The 13153-nt window shown below is 67.0% G+C and carries 14 protein-coding genes; 12 read left to right on the top strand and 2 right to left on the bottom strand.

Annotated elements, in window-relative coordinates; genetic code table 11:
* Positions 1-73: 73 nt before the first annotated feature.
* Genes VGK32_08255 through VGK32_08240 form a run of 4 tightly spaced genes read left to right on the top strand, consistent with a single transcriptional unit; the run spans position 74 to position 4266 of the window.
* Positions 74-871: an ABC transporter permease gene (locus tag VGK32_08255; protein ID HEY3381746.1), complete on the top strand. Its 798-nt coding sequence runs from the start codon at positions 74-76 to the stop codon at positions 869-871.
* Positions 868-1665 carry an ABC transporter ATP-binding protein gene (locus VGK32_08250; protein ID HEY3381745.1) on the top strand — a complete coding sequence of 266 codons (798 nt, stop codon included), beginning with the start codon at positions 868-870 and terminating at the stop codon, positions 1663-1665. The genes VGK32_08255 and VGK32_08250 overlap by 4 nt, the downstream gene beginning before the upstream one ends.
* Positions 1666-1674: 9 nt before the next feature.
* On the top strand, positions 1675-2565 hold the full coding sequence (locus VGK32_08245) for a hypothetical protein (GenBank protein ID HEY3381744.1): 891 nt from the start codon (positions 1675-1677) through the stop codon (positions 2563-2565).
* Positions 2566-2574: 9 nt separating this feature from the next.
* Positions 2575-4266 (top strand): AAA family ATPase, encoded by a 1692-nt coding sequence (locus VGK32_08240; protein ID HEY3381743.1) that lies wholly within the window; start codon positions 2575-2577, stop codon positions 4264-4266.
* A 167-nt stretch (positions 4267-4433) separates the two neighbouring features.
* On the opposite strand, the gene VGK32_08235 is transcribed toward VGK32_08240, so the two are convergent.
* Entirely contained in the window at positions 4434-5294 is an 861-nt protein-coding gene (locus VGK32_08235; protein ID HEY3381742.1) for a class I SAM-dependent methyltransferase, read from the bottom strand.
* 142 nt (positions 5295-5436) lie between these two features.
* On the opposite strand from VGK32_08235, the gene VGK32_08230 reads away from it, so the two are divergent.
* Both VGK32_08230 and VGK32_08225 read left to right on the top strand, forming a co-directional pair.
* The gene (locus VGK32_08230) at positions 5437-5907 is read left to right on the top strand and encodes a J domain-containing protein (GenBank protein ID HEY3381741.1); all 471 of its coding nucleotides are present in this window, start codon (positions 5437-5439) and stop codon (positions 5905-5907) included.
* A 30-nt stretch (positions 5908-5937) separates the two neighbouring features.
* Positions 5938-7662 (top strand): D-aminoacylase, encoded by a 1725-nt coding sequence (locus tag VGK32_08225; protein ID HEY3381740.1) that lies wholly within the window; start codon positions 5938-5940, stop codon positions 7660-7662.
* A 30-nt stretch (positions 7663-7692) separates the two neighbouring features.
* On the opposite strand, the gene VGK32_08220 is transcribed toward VGK32_08225, so the two are convergent.
* Entirely contained in the window at positions 7693-8679 is a 987-nt protein-coding gene (locus VGK32_08220) for a substrate-binding domain-containing protein (protein ID HEY3381739.1), read from the bottom strand.
* 184 nt (positions 8680-8863) lie between these two features.
* On the opposite strand from VGK32_08220, the gene VGK32_08215 reads away from it, so the two are divergent.
* From VGK32_08215 to VGK32_08190, 6 genes are all read left to right on the top strand, one after another.
* Complete coding sequence (locus VGK32_08215) at positions 8864-10264, top strand: outer membrane protein transport protein (protein ID HEY3381738.1); 1401 nt, start codon at positions 8864-8866, stop codon at positions 10262-10264.
* 137 nt (positions 10265-10401) lie between these two features.
* Positions 10402-10800 carry a Rid family detoxifying hydrolase gene (locus VGK32_08210; GenBank protein HEY3381737.1) on the top strand — a complete coding sequence of 133 codons (399 nt, stop codon included), beginning with the start codon at positions 10402-10404 and terminating at the stop codon, positions 10798-10800.
* A gap of 61 nt (positions 10801-10861) precedes the next feature.
* The gene (locus VGK32_08205) at positions 10862-11638 is read left to right on the top strand and encodes a VOC family protein (protein HEY3381736.1); all 777 of its coding nucleotides are present in this window, start codon (positions 10862-10864) and stop codon (positions 11636-11638) included.
* 15 nt (positions 11639-11653) lie between these two features.
* On the top strand, positions 11654-11887 hold the full coding sequence (locus VGK32_08200) for a hypothetical protein (GenBank protein HEY3381735.1): 234 nt from the start codon (positions 11654-11656) through the stop codon (positions 11885-11887).
* A 127-nt stretch (positions 11888-12014) separates the two neighbouring features.
* Positions 12015-12644 carry a YceI family protein gene (locus VGK32_08195; protein ID HEY3381734.1) on the top strand — a complete coding sequence of 210 codons (630 nt, stop codon included), beginning with the start codon at positions 12015-12017 and terminating at the stop codon, positions 12642-12644.
* A gap of 14 nt (positions 12645-12658) precedes the next feature.
* Positions 12659-13147 (top strand): metallophosphoesterase family protein, encoded by a 489-nt coding sequence (locus VGK32_08190; protein ID HEY3381733.1) that lies wholly within the window; start codon positions 12659-12661, stop codon positions 13145-13147.
* Positions 13148-13153: the final 6 nt, after the last annotated feature.

Genomic DNA, 13153 nt, shown 5'->3' with positions numbered 1-13153 from the left:
CGCAGGATTCAGGAGTCGGGATGGAGGGGCGCCTCCTGACTCCTGGCTCCTGGCTCCTGGATGCTGAGTCCTGATGAAGCGTTCCGACTTGTTCTCCCTCCGCGCACCGTTGCCGCGGCCGCTGGCGGTCGTCCTGGGCTTCGTGGCACCGACCCTGGTGCTCGGAGCCTGGTGCGTCATCTCGTACGGCCAACTGGCCCCGGCTGACTTCCTACCCTCGCCGAGCGAGGTCGTGCGCGGGACGCTGCAACTGTTCCTGCAGTACGACCTCGGGCAGGCGATCTGGGTGTCGACCAGGCGCATCCTGGTCGCATTCGCGCTGGCGTCCGCGCTGGCGCTGCCGCTCGGCATCCTGATGGGCGCGTTCGAGCCGGTCAATCGGATCTTCGAGCCCATCATGGCGCCGCTGCGCTACATGCCGATCTCCGCGTTCATTCCACTGCTGATCCTCTGGTTCGGGATCTACGAGTCCCAGAAGGTCGCCTTCCTGTTCCTGGGCGTCTTCGTCTACCTCCTCCCCGTCGTGGTCACGGCAATCCGCGCGGTGCCGGAGGAACTGGTCCAGACGGCGCTGACGCTCGGCGCGACGAAGTGGCAGGCGGTGCGAACGGTGCTGCTGCCGGCGGCGCTGCCGGAGATCTTCGACTCGTTCCGGGTGATGAACGCGATCTCGTGGACCTACGTGATCCTCGCCGAAGCGGTCAATCCCGAACACGGCCTGGGCTACATGGTCGAGTTGGCGCGGACCCACCAGAAGGCATCCTGGTCGTTTGCCGGCCTGCTGGTGATTGGCGGCATCGGCCTCGCCACCGACGGCCTGATTCGCGCCGGTGCCAGCATCTTGTTCCGCTGGCGGGAGAAGGCCGCATGAGCGAATTGGCCGTGAAGCTCCGTCTCGACAAGCTGTGCATCACCTACATCGATCGGGGAGGACGCCGCACCGAGGCCGTGCGCGACGTCTCGCTCGACGTGCACGACAAGCCGGGCTGCGGCGAGATTGTCGTGTTCCTTGGGCCTTCGGGCTGCGGCAAGTCCACGATCCTGAAGGCCGTGGCCGGCCTGCTGGCGCCGACTTCGGGCGAGGTGCAACTGGAAGGCAAGAGGGTCGACGAGGTTGGGCGCGACCGCGGCATGGTGTTCCAGGCGTACACCTCGTTCGGCTGGCTGACCGTGCGTGAGAACGTCGAGTACGGCCTGCGGCTCCAGGGCGTGCCGCGCGCCGAGCGTCGCGGGCAGTCCACGCACTACCTGAAGGCGGTCGGCCTGGAGGAGTTCGCCGACCGCTACCCGAAGGACCTGTCGGGCGGGATGAAGCAGCGCGTGGCGATCGCGCGAACGCTCATCAACAAGCCGCGCGTCGTCCTGATGGATGAGCCGTTCGGCGCGCTCGATCCCTACACGCGGTGGGAGATGCAGGGGCTGCTGCTCGACGTCTCGCGGACCGAGGACAACACGATCCTGTTCGTGACCCACGACGTGTCGGAGGCCGTCTACCTGGCCGACACCGTCTACGTGCTCTCTCCGCGGCCAGCGCGCATCCTGCACCGCGTGGACGTGCCCTTCTTCCAGGTGCGGGACATCGCCCTGAAGTCGTCGAACGAGTTCCGGGCCGTGGAGAAGAAACTCCTCGAGATGCTCTACGCTCCGGCGACCGAGCCCGCATAGAATGAGCCCATGCCGACGCCCGACCGGCCGAAGCCGTCCGCATCGCGTGTGAATCCGCCGCCCATTCCTTCGTCTGCCCGGCGGCCGGCGGCGGTGTCCGCGACTCCCGCGTCCCCGGCACCGGCAGCCGTGCCCGACAAGCCGACCTACCACAAGTGGGCGTTCGTCAACCCGTTCAACCTGTCGCTGCTCGTCGGCGGACTGGGGGCGGCAGTCCTGACCGTCAACCCGATTCTGGCGCTCGCCACCCTCGGCCTCGAGACGATCTGGCTGGTGAATGCCGACTCGGTGCTCCTCAAGCGGTTCGTCTGGGACCCGAAGTTCGAGCAACTCAGGCGGGACGCGGAGGACCGCGAGCGCGCCCTGCGCGTGCAGGGCCTCGGCGAACGCGAACGAACGCGCGTCGAGGACCTGACCTACCGCCAAGCCGAGATCCAGCGATTGGCCGCGCAAAACCCGTCGTTGACGGGCGATCTGCTGCGCGCCGAGTTGAAGAAGACCGACAAGCTCGTGGAGGCGTTCATCGAGATGGCGGTCACCTCCGCTCGCTACGAGTCGTACCTGCAGTCGGTGGACGTCGTCTCGCTCGACGCCGACCGCTCGCGGCTCGAGCGGGACATCAAGCTCGCGAAGGACGGCGAGCCGACCATCGACCTCGCGAAGAAGAACCTGGCCATCATCCTGAAGCGCCTCGAGAAGATGCAGGAAATCCGCCGCTACCTCGAGGTGGCGCGCGGGCAGCTCGATCTAATCGAGAATTCCTTCCAGCTCATTGCCGACCAGATCGTCACGATGCAGTCACCCCAACAGCTCTCGGGGCAGCTCAACGAGCTCCTCGACGGCGTCGAGTCGATTCGCCAGACGGCCCTCGAGACCGAGGCCGTACTGGGCACTCTCTAGGGATCCGCCATGAGCGATACGCGTCTCCTCCCGTCCTGGGCCGAGGACCTGCGGCGCCGATACCTGCGCGGCGAAGCGTCGATGTTCGTCCTCCACGGCAACGTGTTCGACGCCGTGGTGCACGAACAGCGGATGCTCACGCTGACCGACTTCCTCACCGACGTCCTGCTGAAGGAGACGCGTCAGACGATCGCGGTGTACAACCTCGCGACCGGCATTCGGTTCGCCAGGCGGGAGCCGGGTGTCGGCGCGCTGGACGAGGCGCTGACCGCCACCGAGAAACCGAGAGCCCTGGCCGCGCTCGAGCGGGTCCTGATTGGCGGGTCGAAGGTCGCGGTGATCCTCGAGTACGCGGAGGCCATCGCACCGGCCGGCGACCCGGCGTTCCAGGCCGATGGCGATCGCGGCGCGGTCATCACGTTGCAGCGGTGGTCGTTCCTGCCAGAAATCGACAAGGGCGACAACGTCGTGCTGCTCGTGACCGAGAACCTCAGCGAGCTCTCGCCGAAGATCATCTCCAATCCCAAGGTCGGCGTCCTCGAGATCCCGATGCCGGACCTTGAGACGCGGCGCGCAGCCGCACGCCTGGCCGACGCGAGACTGAGCGACAAGGACGTGGACCGTTACGCGGAAACAACGGCCGGACTCAAGGCGATTCAACTGGCGTCGATCCTCTCGCCCGGGCCGGCCGGGCCTTCACCCGCGTCGGTAGCCGACGTTGCCCGCCAGGAGGCCGACCGCCTGATTGCCCGCCGCAAGCGGGAGATCCTCGAGCGTGAGTGCTTCAGCCTCGTCGAGTTCGTCGAGCCCGAGCACGGCTTCGAGGTCGTGGGCGGCATGGAGGAGGTGAAGAAGGACCTCCTCGTCCTTGCCGACAACATCCGCGAGGGTCGCACCAGCCGCGTGCCGATGGGCATCCTCTTCACCGGTCCGATGGGCACCGGCAAGACCTTCGTGGCCGAGGCGTTTGCGAAGGAATGCGGCCTGACGACGATCAAGCTGAAGAACTTCCGGTCGAAGTGGGTGGGGGCGACCGAGGGCAACCTCGAGAAGATCCTGACCGTCATCAAAGCGATCGGCCAGGTGGTCGTCATCATCGACGAGGGGGACCGCGCGTTCGGCAACACGGACGGCGACGGCGATGGCGGCACCTCGTCGCGTGTCATCGCGAGGATCAAGGAGTTCATGTCGGACACGTCGAACCGGGGGCGCATCCTGTTCCTCGTGATGACGAACCGGCCCGACAAGCTCGACGTCGATCTGAAGCGTGCAGGCCGCCTCGACCGGAAGATTCCGTTCCTCTACTCGCAGACCGCGGAGGAAGTCGAGCAGGTGGCGCGCGCGCTCCTCCGGAAGAACAAGATCACGACCTCGGTGGACCTCGCGCCGATCCGCGCGCAGTTCTCCCAGAAACTCGTCGGCTACAGCAACGCGGACGTCGAAGCCGTCATCCTCATGGCGAACGACGATGCCGCGCGGGAGGCGGGCGGGGACGCGGAGGTGACGGCCGACCACCTCGCGCGCGCGGCGGCCGACTATTTCCCGAGCCGGGACCAGGAATTGCTCGACTATATGGAACTACTGGCAGTATTCGAGGCATCGAGCCGGCGACTGCTGCCGCCAAAATACGCCTCGATGACGCCCGAAGAGCTGGACATCCGTCTGCGCGCACTCCGCGCGGTGGTGGGCGGGAGGCGGTAGGCGAGCGCGGCCCGGACAGGCGAGACGCCTGTCCCACTCGGGTCGAGAGATGGCCCGTGCATGGCGGTGATGGATTTGAGTCCCTTCGACGTGTCTGGCAGGACTCCCACTCGGGTCGAGAGATGGCCGTGGATGGCGAGTGGCACGGGCGTCTCGCCCGTGCGCTGCTAGTCCCTCGCCCGCAGCAGCACCATATCCTGTTCGTTCACCGCGATGCCCGGACTCTCGCTCCAGAGACCCGGCAGCACGCGGTCGACGCGAAGTCCAGCCGAATCAGCCATGCGCGTCAACGTCTCGAGGTTGTAGGCGACCGCGGCATCCGGGAATCTCGGATCGCGCGTCGCGACGCCGGGATGTCCTTCGAGCCTGTGCTCGAACTCGTACATGGGCGAGATCGTCGTCTTCGGGCCGCGATAGTGGTCCAGCAGGAACACGCTGAACAGACAGCGCCCCCCCGGTTTCATCACGCGCCGGCTCTCGCGCAGGTAATTCGCGGTTTCGGCAGGCAGGAGGTGCGTGAACAGCGACGCCGCGTACAGGACGTCGAAGGCCGCGTCGTCGAACGGAAACCGGTAATTGGCCGCGTTCACCGCCCCCGAGGGGTTGTAGTTCGAGCTCCGGACATCGGCCCAGACGTACCGGAAATTCGGCCAGCGCGCCTCGATTCGCGCCTTGGCGTCCTCGACACGGACACGATCGACGTCGAGGCCCGCGTAGCTGCCGGGCGCTCGCAGGTAGCACAGTAGCCCCCGGCTCGTTCGCCCATGTCCGCACCCCAACTCCAGCACCGATTCCTGCCGCCCCAGTTCGGCGACGAGCGTAAGATAAGCCAGATACTCCCAGACCCACCGGTAGTAGTGGCTGATCGGGTCGTCGGGGCCGATCCAGACCGAACGCGGCGGTACGAGGCTATCCTCTTCTTCGCTGAGCCACCCTTTGGGCTTTTCCCGAGGGGGCGCTGGCCTCGACGCCGGACGGCCGAAGAGGTTGCCGATGAACCGGGCGACGCCCAGGTTGAGACCTGCCACCACACGCCTCCTGAAGCTGGCACCGTCGTCACGAGGATGACCGATGCAAACCAGCACGACGGTTTTCGCGAACAGGGTATCACGCCGATGCGCGGCTCAAGCTCGGACCCGCAGGGCCGATTGGGAGGGCATGCGGGCTGGAGTGACCTTCGGACGGATCCTCGACGAGAAGCTGAATGACGACAGCTTCGCCTGGTCTTCGCCAAGGACCACCAACGCCCCCTCAGCATCATGGCGCCCGAGCCCGCAACCGGTGTTCCTGTTCGGTGATTTCCTCAGCGGTTTCACCGCAGACGCAGGCCGGTTGTCTTCTCAGCCGGGTAGGCCGACCTGGTTTCCGGCATACGAGCCGCCACAACCGCCCAGACGGCCAGTTCGGCACCTTTCAGCCACCGAGCAGCAGGCGCTCGACTGCCTCCGCGGGATGGGAGCTCAGTCGCTCCACGCCGATTTCACGGACGCCGAGGTCAAGAGCGCGTTTAGGGCTCTTGCCCGCAAGTTTCACCCGGATCGCCACCCCGGGTCCGGCGACCAGGAACGCGCCCGCCTCGCCCGCGCCTTCGCGAGCGTCTGCGACGCCTACCGCACGCTCGCCGGTACGGTCACTCACTGAACTCGTCGCCGCTGCTATAAAATCCCCCTCATGTCTCCACAGCTCCGACTCTCCTCGGTTCTCTGCCTGAGCCTGACCGCAATCCTGACCGCCGGCCTGGCCGTGGTCCTGACGGCACGGGCGCCGCGCGTGCAGGCTTTCGACGCGATCATCACCGGCGGGCGCATCGTCGACGGCACCGGCGCGTCGTGGTATCTCGGCGACGTCGGCGTCCGCGGCGACCGAATCGCGGCGATTGGCGATCTGACGCAGGCGTCCACCGCGAAGCGCATCGACGCATCCGGCCTCGTCGTCGCTCCCGGCTTCATCGATCTGCTCGGGCAGTCCGAGTTCAACGTGCTCGTGGACAACCGGGCAGCCAGCAAGATCCTCCAGGGCGTGACGACGGAGGTGACGGGGGAGGGGACGTCGATTGCGCCGATCAACGATCGGCTATTCGAGGATCAGGCCGACGGCTTCAAGCACTTCAACGTCGCGTGGGACTGGCGGACGCTCGGTGAGTATTTCAAACGCTTGAACGAGCGCACGCATCCGGCCATCAACATCGCGACGTTCGTCGGGGCAGGCGGCCTGCGCGCGTATGTCGTCGGCAAGGACAATCGACCGGCGACGCCCGCGGAACTCGATCAGATGCAGAAGCTGGTCGCCCAGGCGATGGAGGACGGCGCGCTCGGCGTGAGTTCGTCGCTGCAGTACATGCCCGACCGCTACGCCTCGACCGACGAACTGGTGGCGCTCGCCAGCGTCGCCGCGCGCTACGGGGGCGTCTACTTCACGCACCTTCGATCGGAGAGCGCCGGCATCTTCGACGCGATCGATGAAACGTGCGCCATCGCGGAGCGCGCGAAGATCCCAGCCGAGATTTGGCACCTGAAGACGGCCTACAAGGCGAACTGGGGCAAGATGCCGCAGGTGCTGGCGCGGATCGAGGCGGCCCGCGCGCGCGGCCTCGACATCACCGCCAACCAGTATCCCTACACGCGCGCCTCGAACGGCCTCGACTCGTGCCTGCCGATGTGGGCGCGTGAGGGTGGTCTCGAGAAGACGTTGTCCCGGCTCAAGAATCCGGCCGATCGCGAGCGAATCAAGAAGGAAATGGACGACGAGAACGCGGTGGGCTGGGAGAACCAGTGGTACGGATCGGGTGGCGGTGACGGCGTGATGGTGTCGTCGGTGCTCGACCCTTCACTTCGGAAGTACGAAGGCATGACGCTGACCCAGATTGCCCGGCAGATGGGCACGGATCCGCGGGATGCCGTGATCGATCTCGTCATCGCCGACCGGGGGAATACGGCTGTCGTCACATCGATCATGCGGGAGGACGATGTGGTGGCGGCGCTCCGGCATCCGCTGGTCAGCGTCGACACCGACTCCGGCGCGAAGGCAGAGGACGGGCCGATGGCCGAGTCGAGGTCGCATCCGCGCGCATTCGGCACATTCGCCCGGATCCTCGGCAAGTACGTGCGCGACGAGAAGGTGCTCCGGCTCGAGGAAGCGGTCCGCAAGATGACTTCACAGCCGGCCACGCGCGTGCACCTGAACGATCGCGGCATCCTTCGCCCGGGCATGGCGGCCGACATCACGATCTTCGACCCCGCCGCGATCCGGGATGTGTCGACGTTCGAGGACCCGATGCACTACTCGGTGGGTGTGCGGCACGTCCTGGTGAACGGGCGCGCGGTGGTGACTGACGGGAAGATCACGACCGAACGGCCCGGGCGAGCGTTGAAGGGTCCCGGCGCACGGGCCTTCTGAACGCTGGCTCCTGACTCCTGGCTGCCGTCGTCACCTTCCCGGGTGGAGCCGCTGCTGGAGTTCCGGGAGATCCACGTTCTCTCTGGTGACCAGGGTGACGCCGGTGTCCACGTGTTTCTCGACCTTCTCGCCACCGATGGCGCGGGCGAGGATCCGGACGCCCAAGTAGCCCATCCGGAAGGGGTCCTGCACGACGAGCGCGTCGATCTGCCCGGCGCGCAGGCCCTGCAGGTGCACGTCCGAGACGTCGAACCCGACGAAGCGGATCCGGCCGGCAAGCTTCGCCTCCTGCAGCGCACGCAGCATCCCACTCGTGCCCGATTCGTTCGCGCAGAACACGCCCGCCACGCCCCCGTCGCCCGCCCGCAGCACCGTCAACAGGTTGCGGCTGGCGGTGTACGCGCCGTCGGTCGTCGCGCCAGCATACTGGTTGGAACTGACGATCTGCAGGCCCGGGAAGGCCCCCACCGCGTCGAGGAATCCCTGTTCGCGCTGCGTCGTGCTGGCCGACCCCTCCCGCACACGCAGCAGCATGATCGGCCCCCTGCCGTCGAGGAGCCGCGCGAGGTGTTCTCCGGCGAGCCGACCGGCCTGGTAGTTGTTGGTCTCGATGAGGCTGACGTAGTCCTGGCTGTCGAGCCCGGAGTCGAACAAGGCGACCGGGATGCCGGCGTGGACCGCGTTGGCGACCGGGGCGCGCAGCGCGCGTTCATCGAGCGGGGCGAGCAGGATACCTGACACGCCGCGGCTCCTGAGGCTGTCCACCACCTGAATCTGCTCCTCGCTGCTGTCTTCCTTCCCAGGGGCCTGCCAGATCACCTCGACACCGATCTCTCGGCTCGCGGCGAGGGCGCCCGCCCGCACGCCCTTCCAATGCTGGTGCGCGCTGCCCTTGGGGACGACCGCGATGACCAACCGCTTGCCCGGGCTCCCCGCCTGTCGGTCACCCGCACAGGCCGGGAGTACGGCAAGCGCGGCGAGAACGACGGCGGCGGGAATCAGGGTGTGCGAGTGCATGACATCGATCCAGATGGCGGGTGTGCCTTCCCGGGAGATTATGGCACCAAAACGGGAGGCAGCCCCCCGCACAGAAACCCTTTTCGGGCTCTGCCGGTCTATGCTAGCCTTTCCCGGGCGTTCTGGAGAGTTGTTCTGACTGGCTCAGATGAGGCGTGGCCCCCGCATTGGAGGAAGTGTACCGATGTACCGAGTTTCAGCGATTGTGGCGCTTGGCATCCTGCTGGGCGCGCTGGTCGGCGGCGGCACGGCGTATGCGCAGGGCTACGGGGTGTACGAGCAGGGAGCCTGCATGATGGGGCGCAGCGGCGCGGGCGTCGCCGATCCGTGTGCCGACGGGTCCGGCGCGTTCTTCAATCCGGCGGCGCTGTCGATGCAGGCGACGCAGATCACGCTCGGCGGCGTCTTGATCGGCCCGCGCGGCACTTTCACGGACTCGTCCGGGGGCTCCCTGAACGGCACCGTGAGCACATTGAACAACCACTGGTACCCGGTGCCCAACATCTACTTCTCGAAGCCGTTTGCCAAGAAGTTCGCCGTCGGCCTCGGGGTGTTCGCGCCGTACGGGTTGACGACGGATTGGCCCGAGTCGTCACAGGGCCGGTTCCTCGGATACAAGAGCGTGGTGCAGGGCGTCTACTTGCAGCCCACCATCTCGGTGAAGCTCAGTGAGAATGTGTCTGTGGGCGGCGGGATCGACCTCTCGTACCTGAACGTCGAACTCCGTCAGCGTCTGGACCTCTCGACGCAGGCGTTTGGCGCCGGCACGTTCGCCGCGCTCGGCGTCCGGGCGGGCACCGATTTCGCGGATGTCCAGCTCAAGGGAAACGCGTGGCACGCCGGCTACCACCTGGGCCTGCTGATGAAGGCCAGCGAGAAGGTCTCGATCGGCATGCGGTTCCTCGCGCCGCAGAAGGTCGACGTCACCAACGGGACCATCACCACGACGCAGATCTCGGCGGTCAAGCCCGACGGGACGCAGTACAAGCTGCCGGTGTCGATCCCCGGCGTCGCGCCGGCAGGCACGCCGCTGGACGCGCTGGTCAAGGGCCAGTTTGCGGCGGGCGGGAAGCTGAGCAACCAGAACGCGACGACGACGCTTCCGCTGCCGGCCCAGTTCGTGGCAGGCGTGGCGTTCAAGGTGACGCCGACGGCCAAGCTGTTCCTCGACTACCAGTTCACCCGGTGGCGCGCGTTCGATACGCTCCCGGTCAACGGTGACTATCTGAAGAGCGGGGTCCTCGAGAGCTACGAGGACACGCACGGCGTTCGCATCGGCACCGAGATTCTCGTGGGCAAGAAGAACGTGCTGCGCGCGGGCATCGACCTTCACGGCGGGGCCGCACCGGATCAGACCGTGACGCCGAACCTGCCGGAAGGGTCGCGGCGCGAGTTCTCCGTCGGCTTCGGCTCGCAGATCTCGAAGCGTGCGCGGTTCGACGTGGGCTACCTGTACCTCGGCCAGCCGGACCGTGCAGGCCGGACGACGGCCGGCAAGGGTGCGGTGCCGACGGCTGCGGACAACAACGGTACGTTCAGCTTCAAGGCCCACCTGCTTGGCGTGTCGCTGACAGTGGGGTTCTAGCGAAGCTTCGCCTCGAACCGCTGAACGCGCGTTTGGATCGGTCTCGACGAGGGACGTCGAACGGAGAATCCGGCTGGGTTCTTCGTTCGACCTTCGTCGTTTCCAGTGCTCATCTCTTCCAACCCCTCGGAGCATCTATGTCCGCCGCGTCCTCGCCTCGCCCCGTGCTGGCCGACCGCCTGCCGAAGCCGGTCGGGCCCTACTCGCCGGCCGTGGCGTTCGAGCGCCTCGTCTTCGTGTCTGGCCAGGGGGCCACCGATCCCGCCACCGGCGCACTCGCCGGGCTCGACGTGGAAACGCAGACCGAGCAGGTCTTCCGCAACATCCGGGCAATTCTCGAAGCGGCCGGCACCGACCTGTCGCACGTACTGCGCTGCGGAGTGTTCCTCGTGGACATGCGTGACTTTGCGGCGATGAACGCCGTGTACGCCCGCGTGTTCGGCGACCACCGGCCGGCTCGAACCACCGTGGCCGTGGCGGCGCTGCCGCACCCGGGTCTCCGGGTCGAGATCGACGCGATTGCCTGTCTGCCGTAGGGACGATCCGCCGACATAGAACTGCTCGATCCCTGCGTTGGTGCCGACCAGGAGGAACACCGTGGCCGACACGTCTCGTTGCCCTGTCGGGCGTTTCATGTGGCACAGCCTTGCCACAAGCAGGCGCGCAGGCGCCCACGCCTTCTACGGAAGCCTCTTCGGCTGGACCGTACACGGATTCGATCTGGGTGCCGATGGTGCCGGCACCTTTCGGTCGGGCAGCGGCGATGTGGCCCTTCTGCTGCCGCCCGCCGGGGACGTCGAGTCGGCCGCTCGGTGGTTGTCGTACGCGGCGGTTCGGGATCTCGACGACGCGCTGGAGTTGGTTCGACGCGCCGGTGGAACGGTCGTGGCCGCGCCGGCCGAGACGGCGGGTATCGGCCGGGCGGCTGTTGTCGCCGACCCGCAGGGTGCGTGGTTCGGTCTCGTGCGAGCGCCCGACGCTGCGGCTGCTTCGCCCGACGTCTCGGGGCCAGGTCACTTCTGCTGGTGCGAACTGCTGAGCACCGACCCTCACGACGCTCTCCGCTTCTACCCGGACGTGTTCGGCTGGACCGCAGTCGAGCGGAACCTGGGCGAGCATGGGCAGTACTGGATCTTCAGCAGCGGCGACCGCGATGTGGCAGGCATGATGCAGCCAACGCCGCGCGCAGACCACGCATGTTGGCTCCCGTACGTGGAGGTGGTGAACGCGGAGGAGACGGCCGCCGAGGTCGAGAGTCTGGGCGGAGCCATCGTGACGCCCCCCGGCGACGTACCGGGCCGCGGCCGGTTCGCGGTTGTCCGGGATCCGGAGGGTGCGCTCGTGGCGGTCTACGCGCTGACCGTCGCCGCGTAGTGAGAGGGCGGGCCTGTGGTCCGAACCGGCGCCGGCGTTCTGACGGATCTGTCGCCTTGCGTCAGCCAGAATCTCTACGACAGCGACGCCGATTTCCAGGTGGCCGATCGCGTCGTGGAACTGACCGCCGCACGGGGCGTGGCACCGCCGCAGGTCGCGCTCGCATGGCTCCTCGCGCAGTCTGGGATGTCGGTGCCGGCGGACCGGTCGCGAAGCACGCGGCTCGAGCCGGCACGCCGGGGTTGTTGACAATAGGTGTTATCACACGTATAGTGATCATGTTCGTGCGCAGATGATCGACTTGGACGCGCGGCGCGATGGTTTCCGCCCTCGTCCCGCACATCCGTTCGACGACACGCGCACCAAGGAGCAGACGATGATCCGCAGATTCGTGCAGACACTGGCCGTGCTGGCCCTGACCACCGCCCCCGTCCTGGCCCAGCAACCGATGACCTGGCAGGTCGACACCCCGCACACCGCCGCGCAGTTCTCGGTTCGCCACATGATGGTGTCGAACGTTCGTGGCGAGTTCACCAAGACCACGGGCACGGTTCAGTGGGACGGCAAGGACTTCTCGACGGCCGTCGTCGATGTCACGATCGACGCCGCCTCCATCAGCACGCGCGAACCGCGCCGCGACGCGCACCTGAAGAGCGCCGACTTCTTCGACGTGGAGAAGTACCCGACGTTGACGTTCAAGTCGACGAAGATCGAGCCCGCCGGGCCGGGGAAGCTGCGCATGGCGGGAAACCTGACCATTCGCGGCGTCACCAAGCCGGTCGTCTTCGCCGTCGAAGGACCCACACCGCCCGTCAAGGACCCCATGGGCGTCCAGCGCGTTGGGGCCTCGGCATCGACCACGATCAATCGGAAGGACTTCGGCGTATCCTTCAACGCCGCTCTCGAGACTGGCGGCGTCGTGGTCGGTGACGAGGTGGCGATCACCGTGGACATCGAACTCGTGGCGAAGCCAGCGGCGCCTGCGCCCGGAGCCGTCAAGAAGTAGCGGAAAGGACGCGGATGGCCGCCATCCACGCGATTGGCCTGATCTCCGACACGCACGGCCTGGTCCGCCCCGAGTGCTTTCTCGCGCTGGACGGGGTCGAGGTGATCTTCCACGCCGGCGATGTGGGCGGCCGTGAGGTCATCTCGATCCTCTCGAAGATCGCGCCGGTGCAGGCGGTCTACGGCAATACGGACATGCCGGGCGATCCTGGGCTCTCGGCGCACTTCTCCGAGACGATGGGGGGTGTGACCATCCACGTGAGCCACGGCCACGAATTGGGCAGCCCGACGCCGGCCAGGCTTCTCGAGCGGTACACGGCGGACGTCATCGTCTTTGGCCACACGCATCGTCCGCTCATCCACCGGGCTGGACCGCGCGTCGTCGTGAATCCTGGAGCCGCGGGGCCCCGGCGGTTTCACCATCAGCCAAGCGTCGCCCGGCTGAGGATCGTGAACGGCCAGGTGGAGGCCGAGATTCTCGATCTGGTGATGCAGGGTCTCTGATGCCCG

The organism is Vicinamibacterales bacterium, from assembly GCA_036504215.1.
Taxonomy (GTDB): Bacteria; Acidobacteriota; Vicinamibacteria; order Vicinamibacterales; family Fen-181; genus FEN-299.
This window is presented reverse-complemented; position numbering and strand designations above follow the sequence as displayed.

Bases quoted from the DNA above. Each gene is read 5' to 3' on its own strand.
- VGK32_08245 (HEY3381744.1), top strand. From the start codon at position 1,675: ATGCCGACGCCCGACCGGCCGAAGCCGTCCGCATCGCGTGTGAATCCG.
- VGK32_08240 (HEY3381743.1), top strand. From the start codon at position 2,575: ATGAGCGATACGCGTCTCCTCCCGTCCTGGGCCGAGGACCTGCGGCGC.
- VGK32_08220 (HEY3381739.1), bottom strand. From the start codon at position 8,679: ATGCACTCGCACACCCTGATTCCCGCCGCCGTCGTTCTCGCCGCGCTT.
- VGK32_08225 (HEY3381740.1), top strand. From the start codon at position 5,938: ATGTCTCCACAGCTCCGACTCTCCTCGGTTCTCTGCCTGAGCCTGACC.
- VGK32_08190 (HEY3381733.1), top strand. From the start codon at position 12,659: ATGGCCGCCATCCACGCGATTGGCCTGATCTCCGACACGCACGGCCTG.
- VGK32_08250 (HEY3381745.1), top strand. From the start codon at position 868: ATGAGCGAATTGGCCGTGAAGCTCCGTCTCGACAAGCTGTGCATCACC.
- VGK32_08255 (HEY3381746.1), top strand. From the start codon at position 74: ATGAAGCGTTCCGACTTGTTCTCCCTCCGCGCACCGTTGCCGCGGCCG.
- VGK32_08195 (HEY3381734.1), top strand. From the start codon at position 12,015: ATGATCCGCAGATTCGTGCAGACACTGGCCGTGCTGGCCCTGACCACC.
- VGK32_08210 (HEY3381737.1), top strand. From the start codon at position 10,402: ATGTCCGCCGCGTCCTCGCCTCGCCCCGTGCTGGCCGACCGCCTGCCG.
- VGK32_08215 (HEY3381738.1), top strand. From the start codon at position 8,864: ATGTACCGAGTTTCAGCGATTGTGGCGCTTGGCATCCTGCTGGGCGCG.